This window comes from Pseudomonas protegens CHA0, assembly GCF_000397205.1.
Lineage (GTDB): Bacteria > Pseudomonadota > Gammaproteobacteria > Pseudomonadales > Pseudomonadaceae > Aquipseudomonas > Aquipseudomonas protegens.
The window spans coordinates 3,255,741-3,270,893 of the sequence record NC_021237.1 but is presented as its reverse complement, the minus strand read 5'-3'; the positions used below and the strand labels follow the sequence as shown (position 1 = coordinate 3,270,893).

14 protein-coding genes and 2 pseudogenes are annotated in these 15,153 nt (G+C 64.5%); 10 read left to right on the top strand and 6 right to left on the bottom strand.

The genetic code is table 11. The annotated features are described in order from the left end of the window. Positions 1-74 precede the first annotated feature (74 nt). Complete coding sequence (locus tag PFLCHA0_RS14760) at positions 75-395, top strand: ElaB/YgaM/YqjD family protein (RefSeq protein ID WP_011061195.1); 321 nt, start codon at positions 75-77, stop codon at positions 393-395. Positions 396-453: 58 nt separating this feature from the next. On the opposite strand, the gene PFLCHA0_RS14755 is transcribed toward PFLCHA0_RS14760, so the two are convergent. Then, positions 454-1,491: an Ldh family oxidoreductase gene (locus PFLCHA0_RS14755; RefSeq protein ID WP_011061194.1), complete on the bottom strand. Its 1,038-nt coding sequence runs from the start codon at positions 1,489-1,491 to the stop codon at positions 454-456. A gap of 201 nt (positions 1,492-1,692) precedes the next feature. Next, entirely contained in the window at positions 1,693-1,962 is a 270-nt protein-coding gene (locus PFLCHA0_RS14750) for a PepSY domain-containing protein (protein ID WP_011061193.1), read from the bottom strand. Between the two features lie 151 nt (positions 1,963-2,113). Here PFLCHA0_RS14750 and PFLCHA0_RS14745 point away from each other — a divergent pair, with 151 nt between their 5' ends. Beyond that, positions 2,114-3,127, top strand: coding sequence for a FecR family protein (locus PFLCHA0_RS14745; RefSeq protein WP_015635540.1), 1,014 nt, complete (start codon positions 2,114-2,116; stop codon positions 3,125-3,127). A gap of 50 nt (positions 3,128-3,177) precedes the next feature. On the opposite strand, the gene pvdQ is transcribed toward PFLCHA0_RS14745, so the two are convergent. Then, positions 3,178-5,511: a bifunctional acylase PvdQ gene (pvdQ, locus tag PFLCHA0_RS14740; RefSeq protein ID WP_015635539.1), complete on the bottom strand. Its 2,334-nt coding sequence runs from the start codon at positions 5,509-5,511 to the stop codon at positions 3,178-3,180. A gap of 296 nt (positions 5,512-5,807) precedes the next feature. Between pvdQ and PFLCHA0_RS14735 the strand changes: the two genes are divergently transcribed. After that, positions 5,808-6,188: a hypothetical protein gene (locus tag PFLCHA0_RS14735; protein ID WP_011061190.1), complete on the top strand. Its 381-nt coding sequence runs from the start codon at positions 5,808-5,810 to the stop codon at positions 6,186-6,188. A gap of 17 nt (positions 6,189-6,205) precedes the next feature. On the opposite strand, the gene PFLCHA0_RS14730 is transcribed toward PFLCHA0_RS14735, so the two are convergent. Beyond that, entirely contained in the window at positions 6,206-6,394 is a 189-nt protein-coding gene (locus PFLCHA0_RS14730; protein WP_015635538.1) for a hypothetical protein, read from the bottom strand. A gap of 171 nt (positions 6,395-6,565) precedes the next feature. Here PFLCHA0_RS14730 and PFLCHA0_RS32080 point away from each other — a divergent pair, with 171 nt between their 5' ends. Further along, on the top strand, positions 6,566-6,694 hold the full coding sequence (locus tag PFLCHA0_RS32080; protein WP_011061188.1) for a hypothetical protein: 129 nt from the start codon (positions 6,566-6,568) through the stop codon (positions 6,692-6,694). A 94-nt stretch (positions 6,695-6,788) separates the two neighbouring features. Here the strand turns inward: PFLCHA0_RS32080 and PFLCHA0_RS14725 are convergent, their stop codons facing one another. Further along, complete coding sequence (locus PFLCHA0_RS14725) at positions 6,789-7,703, bottom strand: LysR family transcriptional regulator (RefSeq protein ID WP_015635537.1); 915 nt, start codon at positions 7,701-7,703, stop codon at positions 6,789-6,791. Positions 7,704-7,821: 118 nt separating this feature from the next. Here PFLCHA0_RS14725 and PFLCHA0_RS14720 point away from each other — a divergent pair, with 118 nt between their 5' ends. Next, a complete protein-coding gene (locus PFLCHA0_RS14720; protein ID WP_015635536.1) occupies positions 7,822-8,817 on the top strand; it encodes an aldo/keto reductase in 996 nt (331 codons plus the stop codon). 45 nt (positions 8,818-8,862) lie between these two features. On the opposite strand, the gene PFLCHA0_RS14715 is transcribed toward PFLCHA0_RS14720, so the two are convergent. Beyond that, entirely contained in the window at positions 8,863-9,396 is a 534-nt protein-coding gene (locus PFLCHA0_RS14715) for a hypothetical protein (protein WP_015635535.1), read from the bottom strand. Between the two features lie 442 nt (positions 9,397-9,838). Here PFLCHA0_RS14715 and PFLCHA0_RS32330 point away from each other — a divergent pair. The 5 genes and pseudogenes from PFLCHA0_RS32330 to PFLCHA0_RS14695 all read left to right on the top strand — a co-directional run. Continuing rightward, positions 9,839-10,975, top strand: a pseudogene (locus tag PFLCHA0_RS32330) (cache domain-containing protein); the annotation flags it as partial. Positions 10,976-11,302: 327 nt separating this feature from the next. Then, positions 11,303-11,833 (top strand): annotated as a pseudogene (locus PFLCHA0_RS32325) (methyl-accepting chemotaxis protein); the annotation flags it as partial. A 79-nt stretch (positions 11,834-11,912) separates the two neighbouring features. Further along, the gene (locus PFLCHA0_RS14705; protein WP_015635533.1) at positions 11,913-12,368 is read left to right on the top strand and encodes an SRPBCC family protein; all 456 of its coding nucleotides are present in this window, start codon (positions 11,913-11,915) and stop codon (positions 12,366-12,368) included. Positions 12,369-12,453: 85 nt separating this feature from the next. Continuing rightward, a complete protein-coding gene (locus PFLCHA0_RS14700) occupies positions 12,454-14,202 on the top strand; it encodes a copper resistance system multicopper oxidase (RefSeq protein ID WP_015635532.1) in 1,749 nt (582 codons plus the stop codon). Beyond that, positions 14,192-15,091 carry a copper resistance protein B gene (locus PFLCHA0_RS14695; RefSeq protein WP_015635531.1) on the top strand — a complete coding sequence of 300 codons (900 nt, stop codon included), beginning with the start codon at positions 14,192-14,194 and terminating at the stop codon, positions 15,089-15,091. Before PFLCHA0_RS14700 ends, PFLCHA0_RS14695 begins: the two co-directional genes overlap by 11 nt. The last annotated feature ends 62 nt before the right edge of the window (positions 15,092-15,153 follow it).

Sequence of the window (15,153 nt, the reverse complement as noted above, 5' to 3'; positions counted from 1 at the left end):
TTGCTACCCATTCACCTGTAGCCGCTGGCGGATGTGTTGTGCACCAGCGGCGATATTTCCAAGGAAAAAACTTCATGGCTCGTAAATCTGCCGCGCAAGCGGAAAACGATCAAATCAAGGACCAGGCCTTCAGCGAACTGCAGGCGCTGATCGAAGAATCGGAAAAGCTGCTCAAGGGCAGCGCCAGCCTGGTCGGCGAAGAAGGTGAGAGCCTGCGCCAGCAAGTCAGCCTCAAGCTCAAGCAGGCGCTGGATTCGGTCAGCAATGTGCGCGAGCGCAGCAAGCCGGTGGTGGATGCCACCGAGCAGTACATCGGTGGCCACCCGTGGCAGACCGTGGCCATCTCCGCCGGTTTCGGCCTGGTGGTAGGCCTGTTGCTGGGCCGTCGTTCCTAAGCCCCCGCGCAACGTTGAGGCCAGGTACGCCAATGGCGGCCTGGCCTTTTTCATGCCTTCAGTCCTGGGCCAGCGCCCGCAATTGCTGCAACTGCTCGGCGGGAATGGCGATGCCCGCGTGCTGCGAACGCTCGCGCTGCTGATGCCGGCGATCCCCCGGCAGGCGCTTGAGCCCCACCGCATGCATCTGCCGCACCAGCTCCTGGCTGCGCTCGGCAAAACTCTGCCCGGCAGCCTTGCTCGGGTCGATGACGATCAGCAACTGGCCGGTCCAGGGCGTCTTGGCCCCCGGGTGGCCGGACCAGTCGAATTCGAAGGAGAAGTTGCCCCCGGTCAGGGCTGCCGCCAGCAGCTCCACCATCATCGACAGAGCCGAGCCCTTGTGCCCGCCAAACGGCAGCAAGGCGCCACCTTCAAGAATCGCCCTGGGGTCCTGGGTCGGCTGGCCCAGGCTGTCGACACCGATGCCCGGCGGCAGGCGCTCGCCCTTGCGCGCGGCGATCTGCACGTCGCCATGGGCAATGGCGCTGGTGGCCAGATCGAAGACGATCGGCTGGCCCTGGGCCTGGGGTGCGGCGAAGGCGATCGGGTTGGTGCCGAACAATGGCCTGTCGGCGCCGTGGGGCACGACGCAGGTCATGCTGTTGACCACGCTCAGGGCCACCAATCCTTCCTCGGCGAAGGGTTCGACATCCGGCCAGAGTGCGGCGAAGTGGTGCGAATTGCGGATAGCCAGCACGGCGATACCGGCGCTGCGGGCCTTGCTCACCAGCAGCTCGCGGGCGGCAGCCAGGGCCGGCTGGGCAAAGCCGTTGCCGGCGTCGACCCGGACAAAGGCCGCCGCCACATCCTCCACCACCGGCACGGCCTGGCCGTCGACCCAGCCACTGGCCAGGGTCGAGACATAACCGGGAATGCGGAACACGCCATGGCTGTGGGCTCCGTCGCGCTCGGCGCCGGCACAGTTCTCGGCCAGGCAGCGGGCCACTTCGGCGCGGCAGCCGTGGCGTTGGAAAATCGTTTCCAGCAACTGCACCAGGGCCGGTAAAGAAAGGTATTGGGGCGGTGTTTCAACAACCACGGACGATGCAGACATCTGAAGCTCCAGAGTAATTATTGGAGGGGGCGACAGCGTGTGAACCTGGCGATTAAACAACGCCGCACTCCAACCCTGTCAACCACTGCCGGCGCCTTGCAGGGAAGGTGCCAGGATGGCCGGAACAACCATCCCCCTGGAGCAAGAAAAAGCCCCCTGTGCGCTGCCGTGGCAAGGCACAGGGGGCTGTATCAGCCTGGCTCAGTCCTTCTGGTCGCGCAGCACATTGCCCGAGGCGCCGTCGATGCGAAACTCATAGACACTGCCATCGGACTTGCGCCCTTCGCCTTCCCAATAGCCATCGTTGTCCGCTTCGATCTTGTAGATCTCCACGTAGCCGGCTTTGGTCTTTGCGGTTTCAATGGCTTTTTCAATGGTGATCCAACCGGCCCCCGGACGGTCGGCCAGGGCCGCTCCAGCGCCCAGCAGGCTGGCGGTGGCAAGTAATGCGGCAAGCGTCTTCTTCAACATGGTCCATCTCCTTGTGTATTCACTTTCGATACAGAGCCTGGTTTTAGGGCGTGCCAGATGAAAATAAGTTCACTTTGATGCTCATTAGCCATGACGGTTGTTCTCCAAGACTTGCCGCGGAGGGTAGAATGCGGGAAATCAGGAAGAGTCAATGAGCGAACAGATCCTCTCAGAAGCCGAATACGACGCCATCACCCAAGCGGCAGCCCAATGGTGCATGCGCCTGCATGAACCCGACTGCAGCGACGCGGAGCGTATGGCCTTTCAGCAATGGCATGATGCCGACCCCCTGCACGCCTTCGAATACGAGGCGATGCGGGAAATTTGGGAAGTGGCCGATCAACTGCCCCCCTCCACCCTCACTGCCGCACCAGCCTCCGCACCGGTCAAGCTCGTTCCCCGGCGCACCTGGCAGCAGTATGGCGTGGCGGCGGCCATCGCCCTGTGCGCCCTGCCCCTGGCCGCCTACAGCGGCTGGGAACTGGGTTGGGTGCCGTCCTCCTACCAGCGATTCGAAGCCGGCGACAGCCTGCGCAGCGTGACCCTGGCCGATGGCAGCCAGGTGCAACTGAACCTGGGCAGCACCCTGACCTACAGCAACTACAAGGACCAGCGCCGGGTCACCCTGAAAAAAGGCGAAGCCTTCTTCAAGGTCAGCCACGACGCCAGCCACCCGTTCGTGGTCAAGGCCGCCAATGGCCAGGTCAAGGTCACCGGCACCCAGTTCAATGTGTGGATGTACGAGGACCAGGTGCGGGTCACCCTGCTCCAGGGCTCGGTCCTGGTGAGCAGCAACACCGCCCTGCCCGGCGAAGGTTTCCGCCTGGAGCCGGGCATGCAGGCCAGCTACAAGGCCGGCGACTACCAGCCGCAGATCAGCCAGACCTACAGCAACGACAGCTCCCTGGCCTGGCGCGAAGGCAAGCTGGTGCTGGACAACCTGGCCCTCACCGACGCCCTGCCGCTGATCAACCGCTACCTGGACACTCCGGTGCAGGTCGCCGACGCCAACACCGGCAAGATCCGCGTCGGCGGCATCTACAACACCCGGGAAATCAAGAGCCTGCTGACCTCGCTGCCCAAGGTGCTGCCGGTCTACCTGACGCGCAATCGCGATGGCAACCCGGTAATCAACTCACTGCCCCAGTCCCCGCCAAAAAGCTGAAGGCCGCCCCGTTGCCGGGGCGGCCTCCTCTTGATGCTCACGCTCAATCGTTACTGGCGCGCCAGTACCGCCCCCTTGCGCGGCTCTTCGATCACCTGCAACTGATACTGGCCATCGGCACGGATCTGCGCTTCGGTAAAGGGCAGCACGCTCCACTGGTTGCGGGCGAATGCAGCGGTCTGGTCGCGAAAATGCGCTGAGGCCGGGTCACTGGACAGGGAGAACGCCAGCAGCCCCAGGGCGCGCGGCCCCTGCTCGTCGAAGCTGACCACGTTCAGGTAGCTGGTACCGCTGACCACTTCACGCTTGCCATCGGCCGCCGGCACGCTCTGGATGGCGTTGTACACCCCCAGGCTTTCAGGGCCGCCGGGCACCGGGGTCGGCTGGCCGCCCTGGCTGACCTGCTGGATATCGCCCCAACGAACGTCACTCCCCAGCCCGGCCTCGGCGACCTGCTGCGCCGAAGCCAGCATCGACTCGCGCAGTGCCCGGGCCACCGCTGGCCGGCCAATGGCCAGGCCCCGTGGGGTGTGCTGGGGATCTTTCGGGTCAAAGGCCACGCGCCACACGCTGGGGTCCTGCAACAGCGGCTGCATGATGCCCTGGAAGTGCACGAAGCCCAGGCCGGCCTGCAACCCCGCGCTGCGGTCCCAGGCTTTCAGGCTGGCGCACACCGGCCCCAGGCGCTGGGCATCCGCCCCCAGGTCCTGCTCACAGAACTGCAGCAGATCGGGCATCACCTGGCCGGCCAGGTACACCTGATCGTCCGTGACCAGGTGCTGCAGGTCACTGACCTGGGCCTTGCGCATCCGGCTCAGGCGATCCAGAGCAAAGCGCGCGCGCATCTTCAGCGGCACGTCCTGCTCGCTGATCACCGGCGAAAAGCCTTGCAGCGGCGCCGCCAGGTTGACCATCCAGGCCGAATCGTTGGAATGCTGCAAGTAGTCGTTGCGCGCCAGTTGCGGCAACTGGCTGGCGGCGAAGATCCCCGGTTGCGCCGCTGCCGGGTCGATATCCCAGGCGCAGGCACTGCGCGAGCCATCCAGAACGATGACCCGGGTGCCGGCCCGCGGATCACTGCACTGCGCCAGCTTGGCCTGGGTGACGTTGGGCACCACCGACTGGTTCATGTACAGCGCCCGGCCCTGGTCGTCCACCGCCAGGGTGTTGACCCAGGGAATGCCCTGCAACTGGTGCACGCTGTCTTGCAGGCCGGCCACGCTGCTGGCCTGGTTCATCGCGTACCACTGGGCCAGCACCCGGCTGTTGTCCAGGTTGGCGTCGCGCAGGCTGTAGGCATATTGATGATCCCAGTCCAGTTCCCCCGGCCACTGCACGATCGGGCCGAAGACCGAGCTGTAGAGCGTGTGCGTACGCGGCTGCAACTGGCCGTCCGGGCCCTTGCTCTGCACGGTCAGGGTCTGGCGCTCCAGGGGCAGCGAACGGCCGTCCAGCAGGTAGCGGGTCGGGTCCTTGGGGTCCAGTTGCAAGCGGTACAGGGTGAAGTGCTTGGAGGCGTCCACGGTGTGGGTCCAGGCCAGGTGCTGGTTGAAGCCGATATTGATCAGCGGCAGGCCGGGCAAGGCCGCGCCCATCACATCCAGTTGCCCGGGAATGGTCAGGTGCATCTGGTAGAAGCGCATGCCGCCGACCCAGGGGAAATGCGGGTTGGCCAGCAGCAGCCCACGGCCGTTGAACGAACGCTCGCTACCGATGGCCACCGCGTTGCTGCCACGGTCCAGGGCGAAACGCTGCTGGCGTGCCGCCGCCAGTTGCCAGTGCTCGGCCGGCAGCCCGGCCTGGGCCGTGGCTCCAGGTGGCGTGGCCCCGGCCAGGGCCTCGGCGAACTGCCCGGCACCGCCTTCCACCAACAGGCGTCGGGTCAGTTTCACCAGGTCCGAGGTGGCCAGCGGCCGTACCCAGTCACCCCGGCATTGCTCGGGCAGGCCCTGGGCCTGGCGCTCCGCCAGCTGGCGGTTGTAGCCCTCGACGTAACCCTGCATGCGCTCGCGCATCGCCGGGGTCTGGGCCTGCCAGAAGGCCGCAACGGCCTGGGGAGTGTTGAGCCAACTGAAGAACAGGTCGCTGCTGAGGTTGTCGCGCTGTTCCAGGGTCTGGCCCTCGGCGCCGAAGTATTGCGAGCGCTGGGCGTTGACCGTCAGCACCTCATTGGCCATCAGGCACAGGTTGTCCTGGGCGTAGGCGTAGCCGATGCCGTAGCCCAGGCCGCGCTCGTCGTCGGCACGGATGTGCGGCACACCAAAACTGGTGCGGCGAATCTCGGCGCGGGTCTGCTCGGGCTGCGCCAAGGCATGGGCGCCACCGCTGAAGCTTAGAAACAGGGCTGCAAGGCAAAAACTCGGTAACTGCCTGGAAATGATCACGCCGACTCCTGATGCAAAAATACAGAACCAGGACTGGTGTGCAGGAGCGGTTGGCAACGCCGCCAGTCTGGGAATCCAGCCGCGCACGGATCACCCGACGCCTGCCTGCCCATAAAGACGAAATGCTTGAAAAAAATTTAATCCGCAAAGGCCAAAAGCCCCGCCATCACATGTCAGCGACCTGATACCGACAAATTTTCTACATTCAGGACTTCATGATTTGCCGTGCTCGTTCGTCTAGTTACTAGAGCATCCATCATTCTTTTCCTGATCAGGCTCTGATAAGGAGTTTTTGCATGTACAACCCGCAACTGCCAATGGACGGCAACACCGTGAACAGCACGCCTTCCCTGAATGCCGGCGCCGGTGTCTTCGGCAAGAACGCCGAGCGCAACAGTAATGAACGAATCAAGCACCTGCTCAAAAGCTTCGGCCTGCGTACCAGCCTGATTCGCCTGAAAGTCATCGACGCCCTGCTCACCGCGGCCCAGAGCGACCGCTCCCTGGGGGTGCGCGGCATCCACAGCCAACTGCTGGAACTGGATATTCCCCTGTCCTTTCTCAGTGTGCGGGAGGTGCTCAAGCGGCTGTGCAGCGAGGGTGTACTGACCCTCAATGCAGACAAGAGCTACAGCCTGCACCAGCAGGCCGCAGCAGTGCTCGACGGTCTCTCCTGAGGCCGTCGAGCCCGGGCTCAGGGCTTGACCTTGCGGCGCATCACGCCGTTGATCACCACCACGACCACCGCCACGCCAATGGCGATGTACTGGAACAGCTTCTCGCTGATGATGCCGTTGTTCTGCAGGTAGGAAAGGCCAAGCATGATTCCCAGTACCACCAGGGAAATCAGAATCGAGTAGATCAAGCGTTGTTTCTGAGTCATTGCCGGGTCCTGAAGCTGAAATTGTATCTGCCGTGTATCAAGATCGATGCCAAGCACATACCCGGATTCGGGGATGAGCCGGGCAAATCGGGGTCACATGGTACAGGCGCGAAGGAGTTTTTTCTTCCTTGTCGTCCTGCCGTGTTCCCCGAGCCCTTTGAGGATTGATCCATGTTTCGTCGAATCACACTGCTGATTCCCCTGCTGGCCATGCTGACCCTGTCGGGCTGCATCATCATGCCCCACGATGGCGGGCACCACCGCTACTACGACGGCGGCCCGGGCTACTATCACCGCTGAGTCATCCGGCCAGCCCATCGGCCCCATGAGCCGCCCGATCTCGCCACCAGCGCCCGCCTTGTCGCGGGCGTTTTGCTGCCTGGCACCCGGCCATTCAGGGGCAAGAAATGTGATTGCCCGGGCGGGCGAACAGCTCCACCAGCCAATCGATGAATACCCGCAGGCGGGTCGACAGGTGCCGCTGGGGCGGGTACAGCGCGGTCAGCGGCAATGCAGGCAGCGGGTAGTCCTCCAGCACCCGCTGCAGGGTCGCGTCCTGCAACTGCCGGGCAACGTGGTAGTACGGGGTCTGGATCAGCCCGTAGCCGGCTTCGCAGGCCGCCAGGTAGCCATCGGCGCTGTTCACCGCCACCCGCTTGGGCAACTGCACCGGCTGCAACTGGCCGGCGAAGAAGAATTCCAGGCCATAACGCTTGCCGCTGACATTGGAGAAATACTCCACCATCTGATGCCCTTGCAGCTCTTGCGGAGTGCGGGGAACCCCCCGCTGGCGCAGGTACCCGGGGCTGGCACAGGTGACTTGCTGCAACTGCGCCAGCGGCCGCGCCACCAGGCTCTCGTCCAGGGCCGGGCCACCGCGCAGCGCACAGTCCACGCCCTCGCGGATCAGGTCCACCGGGCGGTCATTGAGGCCGATCTCCAGTTCGATCTGCGGATAGCGCGCGGAAAACTCCGGCAGCGCCGGTATCACCAGCAACCGGCCGATGCCCACCGGCATATCGATACGCAACAGTCCACGGGGGTTGTGCCGGGCCAGGGAAAACGCCGCCTCACTCTCCTCCAGGTCCGCCAGCAAGCGTACGCAACGCTGGTAATAGGCGGCTCCGTCCAGGGTCGGGCTGACCTGGCGGGTGGTGCGGTGCAACAACTGCACCCCCAGATGGGCCTCCAGTTGCTTGATCAGAATGGTCACCGAAGCCGGCGGCATCTGCAGACTGTCGGCAGCCTTGGCAAAGCCGCCCAGCTCGACGATACGGGTAAAGACGCGCATGGCGTTGAAACGATCCATGGAGCAAACCTGCCGATTATTTAGAATTCAATAATAGTGATAGCGCTTTTAGCCTGTTTATCGGTTTTTTGTCGAGTAGCACACTGCAGGCTCTTTCCCCTTACCGGAGCATTCATAGATGCGCACTCGACAACTGGGCCAGGACGGCCCGCAGGTTTCCGCCATTGGCCTGGGCTGCATGGGCATGAGCGATTTCTACACCACCGGCAACGATCCCCGGGAGGCCGTCGCCACCTTGCATCGGGCCCTGGAACTGGGCATCAACCTGCTCGATACCGCCGACATCTACGGCCCCCACAGCAACGAAGAGCTGATCGGCCGGGCCATTCGCGGCAAGCGCGAACAGGTGTTCCTGGCCAGCAAGTTCGGCATTGTCCGCGACCCGGCCAACCCGGCGGCCCGCGGGGTCGACGGCCGGCCGGAATACATCCGCGCCGCCATCGACGGCAGCCTGCGGCGCCTGGGGGTGGACACCCTGGACCTGTACTACCAGCACCGGGTCGACCCGGACGTTGCTATCGAGGAAACCGTCGGCGCCATGGCCGAGCTGGTCCAGGCCGGCAAGGTGCGCTACCTGGGCCTGAGCGAAGCCTCGGCGGCAACCCTGGAGCGGGCGCACAAGGTGCATCCGATCAGCGCCCTGCAAAGTGAATATTCGCTATGGAGCCGGGATCAGGAAGACAACGGCTGCCTCGCCGCCTGCCAGCGCCTGGGCATCGCCTTCGTGCCCTACAGCCCGCTGGGCCGGGGGTTTCTCACCGGGGCCCTGAAAAGCCCGGAAGACTTCGCCGCCGACGACTACCGGCGTTTCAACCCACGTTTCCAGGGCGAAAACTTCCAGCACAACCTGCGCCTGGTGCAACAGGTGCAGCAGTTGGCGGCGGACAAGGGGGTGAGCAGCGGGCAACTGGCCCTGGCCTGGGTGCTGGCCCAGGGCGATTACCTGATTCCGATTCCCGGAACCAAGCAACGACGGTATCTGGAGGAGAACGTGGCGGCGCTGGAGGTGAGGCTGAGCGCCGAGGAACTGGCGTCACTGGAGCAGATCTTCAGCCCGCAGACCACCGCCGGAACCCGGTACGCCGAAGAGGTAATGGGCTTGCTGGGGCGTTGAAAGCAGAGCTGTGCGCGCACCGGCAGGCAGTGCGCGCCATGGGAATCAGGCCTTGGTGGAGACGTTCTTGTCGGTCACCGTGGTGCCGTTGCCCTTGCCATAGTTCTGCAGACCCTGAAGTACATAGATGGCTTTCTTGTACTCGGGGATCAGGTAGTTGGCGTACTTGTTGCCCTTGAGGTTGTTGTTCTGGATGTCATCGAGCTTCATGGCGAAATACTCGAGGGCATTGAACGGCTGATCGGGGTTCTTCGGAATCCCGAAACGGTCGAACTGATCGCCCGCGTTGATCAGGTTCAGCGCCGTGACATCGGAAATCAGGCCATTGTTCTTGAGAAAGGTGCTCATGCCGCCCAGGGACTTGGCGGTGACGTTGGTCGGATCGAAACCCTTGATCTGCTTGTGCAGCTTCAACTGATCCATCTTGCGGATGTCGAGCACGGTAGGGTTCTGGCCTACCAGGCTGAGCATCTGCCGTACCTTGGCGCTTTGGGAAACCGGCTTGGACGAGCTGCCCGGGCTTTCCTGCACCAGCAGCCCAGCCTTGCTGGTCCATCCGCCGACGTATCCGATTGCCATGCTGTAACTCCTGTAGTCCGGCCTTCCAATCACCTTTTTCAGCACCATGAAACTTCTGACAAGGCACCTGAACAAGGATGTAAGCCGTGTTGAAACATCTGAATGGGCGCAAGTATCAACGCCGTGGCAAGCACCAACAACGCTTTATTTCCTGAATTTACAATTTTTGTACAAACTCGACACAATTACCGCAAAGGCCCTGTTTAAAAGGCCCGGGAAGTTTTCCCGCACATCAAGGCGTCATCTTTTCATGCCTGGCCTTGCCCTTGACCGGACGCCTTTGCCCTACCCCACCATCCCTGGGCGCAGTTTTTTTTCCAGGGCATGCCTTTTTTTGGACGATCGTACTAAAGAGCGGAAAAACCGCGCCGACATCCTGTGGATGCCCTGACAACGCATCGCATTCCCGAATAATAAAAATCGCTTGGTAAGGACAGGTCCCATGCCCGCTTTGCGCACGATTCAAGCCCGCTACACGCTGTTTCTGGTCCTGTTCATTGTCTTGATGCTGATACTCACGGTGGTGGGCATCAGCCAACTGGTAGCGCCCAAGCTGCGTCATACCGAAGAACAGGTAGCCCTCAACCGCATCGCCGAAGTGGCGCAGCGCATCCAGGGCGAACTGAACAAGGTCCAGGCCCAGCAACGCAGCATCACCCAGACCATTCCCCTGCTCGACAGCGACAGCATCGACAAGGTCCTGCCGGGCCTGGTGGACCAGTATGGTGAACAGAAAGTCTTCGGCGGCGGCATCTGGCCCCTGCCCGGCCAGCGCACCCCGGGGCGCAACAAACACAGCACCTTCTGGCACCGTGACGCCTCCGGCAAGCTGGTGGTCAACACCTTCTGGAACAGCGACCCGGCGCCCAACTACTACGAGCAGCCCTGGTACCTGGGCGGCATGCAGACCGCCCCCGGCCAGTGCGCCTGGGCTGCAGCCTACAAGGACGATGCCAGCGCCGAGCCGCGCACCAACTGCGCCATGGCCATCCGCCGCGACGGCCAGCCCTGGGGCGTGGCCACCATCGACGTGACCCTGGGTTTCTTCAACGACCTGGTGGCGCGCCAGGAACAGGCACTCAAGGCCGAGATGCTGATCGTCGAAGCCGACGGCAAGATCATCAGCAACAGCTCGCGGATCAACGGCCCGATCGTGCTCAAGAACATCCGCGACCTGAGCCCCGGCTCCCCCTTCGCCGCCCAGGTCCAGGCCGCCCTGCAGCAACCTGACCAGGGGGCACGGCGCGTCGAGTTCGACAATGCCGGGGTGCCCAGCACCTTCTTCATGCGCGCCATCGAAGGCACGCCCTGGTTTCTCGCCAGCGCCCTGCCGACCCAGCTGATCACCGCCCAGCGCGACGACGTGCTGAGTACCCTGAGCCTGTTGCAGATCCCCATGGTGATCCTGCTGGTGTTGCTGCAGGTCTATGCGATCCGCCAACTGGTGCAGCGTATGAAGATCCTCAAGGGCAATATCGACGCCCTGGCCACCGGCGACGCCGACCTGACCCGGCGCATCGTGATCCGCGCCGAGGACGAACTGGGGGCCATCGGCCACTCGGTGAACCGCTTTATCCAGTACCTGCAACAGATGATCGGCGAGGTCACCCAGGCCACCGAGGCCATGGCCGGGAGCCTGGGGCAGTTGCAGCAGAGCTCGGCCCACAGCCGGCAGATCCTGTTGCGCCATGCCTCGGAAACCGATCAGACGGTGACCGCCATTACCGAAATGAGCAGCACCGCCGACAGCGTTGCCGCCAACGCCGCCCAGACCGCAGACTTCACCCGCCGCGCCAACGAACACGCAGAACGTTCCCGGGTGGTGGTGGGCGAAGCTTCCGGCAGCGTCATCGCCTTGATCGACGAAGTCGCCGATGCCACCCACAAGGTCGAGGCCATGCAAGCCGACGCCCAGCGCATCACCGAGGTCCTCGGGGTGATCGGCGCCATCGCCGGGCAGACCAACCTGCTGGCCCTGAACGCCGCGATCGAGGCCGCCCGGGCCGGAGAACAGGGCCGCGGCTTCGCCGTGGTCGCCGATGAAGTGCGGGCCCTGGCCGCGCGGACCCAGGACAGCACCTCGCAGATCAACGAAATGCTCGCGCGCCTGACCCAGGGCGTGAGTTCCTCGGTCAGCGCCATGGAAAACACCCAGGCCAGTTGCCAGTCAGCGGCGGATGCCACGGCGCGGGTCAACAGCGGGCTCGACGAAATGGCCGACTCGGTGAGCCAGATCAACAGCCTGAGCACCCAGATCGCCACCGCCGCCGAACAGCAGAGCGCTGTGACCGAGGAGATCAACCGCAGCATGGTGAGCATCCGACACATGGTCGAGGAGCTGGTGGACAGCGCCCGGGCCGGGGAAAGCAACACCCAGAGCCTGTTGCAGGCCAATGCCCAGGTCAGCCACCTGATGAGCCGCTTCAAAGTCCGCTGAACGGTCTGCCCCCGCCCCTGGCAGCCCGCCGGGGCGGGGCTATATTTCAGGCTCCGGTCACAAGGACGTGAGGTGCCTCATGGGACAGCGCCAGACACATCTGTTGCATGAACAGATCAGCCACGAACTGTTTATCCAGGCCAGTATCGACACCGTCTACTACTACGTGACGCAGCCGGACCGCTGGCCGGAGTGGCACCCTTCCAGCCTGCGTGCCGACACCGGCCTGTGCGGTTCATTGCCCGCCGGCCACCGCTTCAGTGAAACCATGGACTTGCTGGGGGTGCAACTGTCCATCAGCTACCGGGTGCTGGTGGCGGTGTTTCCCAAGGAGTTCAAGACCCTGTTCAGTTCCGCCGCGCTGGACGGTTCGATCCACTACCTGTTGAGCAAGCAGGGCGACGGCACACTGTTCCGGCGCACCCTGGAATACGCCACCGACCTGCAGCTCAGTGGCCTGCGAGCACGCATGGAGCAGCTTTCGAGCCAGGCCCTGGGCAACCTCAAGCAGCGTCTGGAACAGCCCGACGACTGACAAATCTGTAATGCCCACCTCAGTTTCCTGACAGCCAGCGCCGATTAGAGTCCGCTCCAATCCGCTGACTGACTGGAAGCCTCCGATGCCGCGCCCCTCCTCGTTCCACAGCCCCTCCCGCCGCACCTTCGTCAAGGCCCTGGCTGCCGGTGGTGTACTGGCCGGCTTCGGCCTGTGGCGCAACCCGGTCTGGGCCATCAGCAGCCCGGGCCAGCCCGAGGTCCTGGCCGGCAGCGACTTCGACCTGTGCATCCAGCAGTTGCCGGTGAATTTCAGCGGCCGGCCACGCAAGGCCATGGCCATCAACGGCAGCCTGCCCGGGCCCCTGCTGCGCTGGCGCGAAGGCGACCGGGTGACTGTGCGGGTGCGCAACCGCCTGGACCAGCCCAGTTCCATCCACTGGCACGGGATCATCCTGCCGGCCGACATGGACGGCGTGCCCGGCCTGAGCTTCGAGGGCATCGAGCCCGGCGGGCTCTACCGCTACAGCTTCCCGGTCAAGCAGCACGGCACCTACTGGTACCACAGCCATTCCGGGCTGCAGGAGCAACTGGGGGTGTATGGCCCGCTGGTGATCGACGCCCGGGAACCGGAGCCCTTCAGCTACGAACGCGACTACGTGGTGCTGCTCTCGGACTGGAGCGACGAGGAGCCGAGGCAGATCCTGCACACCCTGAAGAAACAGTCCGACTACTACAACCAGCACAAGCGCACCCTGGGCGACTTCATCGAGGACGTCGGCCGCGACGGCTGGGCGGCCACGCTGGCCGAACGCAGCATGTGGGCGCAGATGAACATGACCCCCACCGACCTCGCCGATGTCAGCGGCGCCACCTATACCTTCCTGCTCAACGGCCAGGCCCCGGGCCAGCCATGGTGCGGGCTGTTCCGCCCCGGCGAACGCCTGCGCCTGCGAGTGATCAATGCCTCGGCCATGAGCTATTTCGACCTGCGCATTCCCGGGGTGCAGATGACCGTGGTCGCCGCCGACGGCCAGCACGTGGTGCCCGTGACCGTGGATGAACTGCGCATTGCCGTGGCCGAAACCTTCGACGTGCTGGTGCAACCCGGTGCCGGAGCCCACGCCTTGTTCGCCCAGGCCATGGACCGCAGCGGCTATGCCCTGGGCACCCTGGCCAGCGCCCCCGGGCTCGTGGCCGAGGCACCGGCCATGGACCCGCGACCGCTGCTGGGCATGACGGACATGGCCATGGGTGCCATGGATCACGGGGCAATGCCGGGCATGGACCATGGCGCCATGGCCGCCATGGATCACGGCGCGATGAACGCCACGATCAGCCACCCGACCTCGGAAACCAACAACCCCCTGGTGGACATGCAGGCGGTGAACCCCATGCCGCGCCTGGACGATCCGGGCATCGGCCTGCGCGACAACGGCCGCCGGGTGCTGCGCTACGCCGACCTGAAAAGCACCTTCGCCGACCCCGACGGTCGCGAACCGAGCCGGACCCTGACCCTGCACCTGACCGGGCACATGGAAAAGTTCGCCTGGTCCTTCGACGGCATTCCCTTTGCCGAAGCCGAACCCCTGCGCCTGCGGTATGGCGAGCGGCTGCGCATCGAACTGGTGAACGACAGCATGATGGCCCACCCCATCCACCTGCACGGGCTATGGAGCGACCTGGAGGACGAACACGGCCGCTTCCAGGTGCGCAAGCACACCATCGACATGCCCCCGGGCACCCGCCGCAGCTACCGGGTCACCGCCGATGCCCTGGGGCGCTGGGCCTATCACTGCCACCTGCTGTACCACATGGAAAGCGGCATGTTCCGCGAAGTCCGGGTCGAGGAGGAACGCCACCATGAAGCTTGATTACCTCCGCTTCACCCGGCAGCCCGGCGTTGGCCTGGCCCTGCTCCTGTTGGCCTGGCCCTGGGCACCGGCACAGAGCGAATCGATGCCGGGCATGGACCATTCCAGCGTGCCCGGGACCGCCATGGGCGCCATGGACCACTCGCAGATGCCCGGCATGCAGGCGCCAGCCCCCACACGAAGCCGCACACCGATCCCGGTGCTGACCGATGCCGATCGGGCGGCGGTCTACCAGGGCCCCAGCGGCCACATCCACGGCCCGTCGCTGAACACTTTCCTGCTGGTGGACCAGTTGGAATGGCAGGACGCCGACCCGGGCGGCAGCGTCGCCTGGGAGGTCGAGGGCTGGGTCGGTGGCGACCGCGACCGGCTCTGGCTGCGCAGTGAAGGCGAACGCACCCGGGGCGTCACCGAGCACGCCGAGCTGCAAGCCCTGTGGGGCCATGCCATTGGCCCCTGGTGGGACCTGGTGGGCGGCCTGCGCCAGGACTTCAAGCCCGGCACGCCGCAGACCTGGGCCGCCCTGGGGCTGCAAGGCATGGCCCTGTACAACTTTGAAAGCCAGGTCACCGCCTACCTCGGCGAGGACGGCCAGGCCGCCCTGCGCCTCAAGGGTGACTACGACTTGCTGCTGACCCAACGCCTGATCCTCCAGCCCTCCGCCGAGGTCAACCTCTATAGCCGCAATGACCGGCAACGGGGCCTGGGCGCAGGCCTGGCGGACAGCGAGATCGGCCTGCGCCTGCGCTACGAGATCCGCCGCGAGTTCGCTCCTTATATAGGGGTGACCTGGAACCGCAGCTACGGCCGCAGCGCCGACTACGCCCGGGACGAGGCCGAGCTGGACAACGACCCGCGCCTGGTCCTGGGCCTGCGCCTGTGGTTCTGAAGGCCACAACCGCTGGCCGGCCTTGGTATCACCTTGAAACAAAAGCCAGCGGCGGCCAGCGA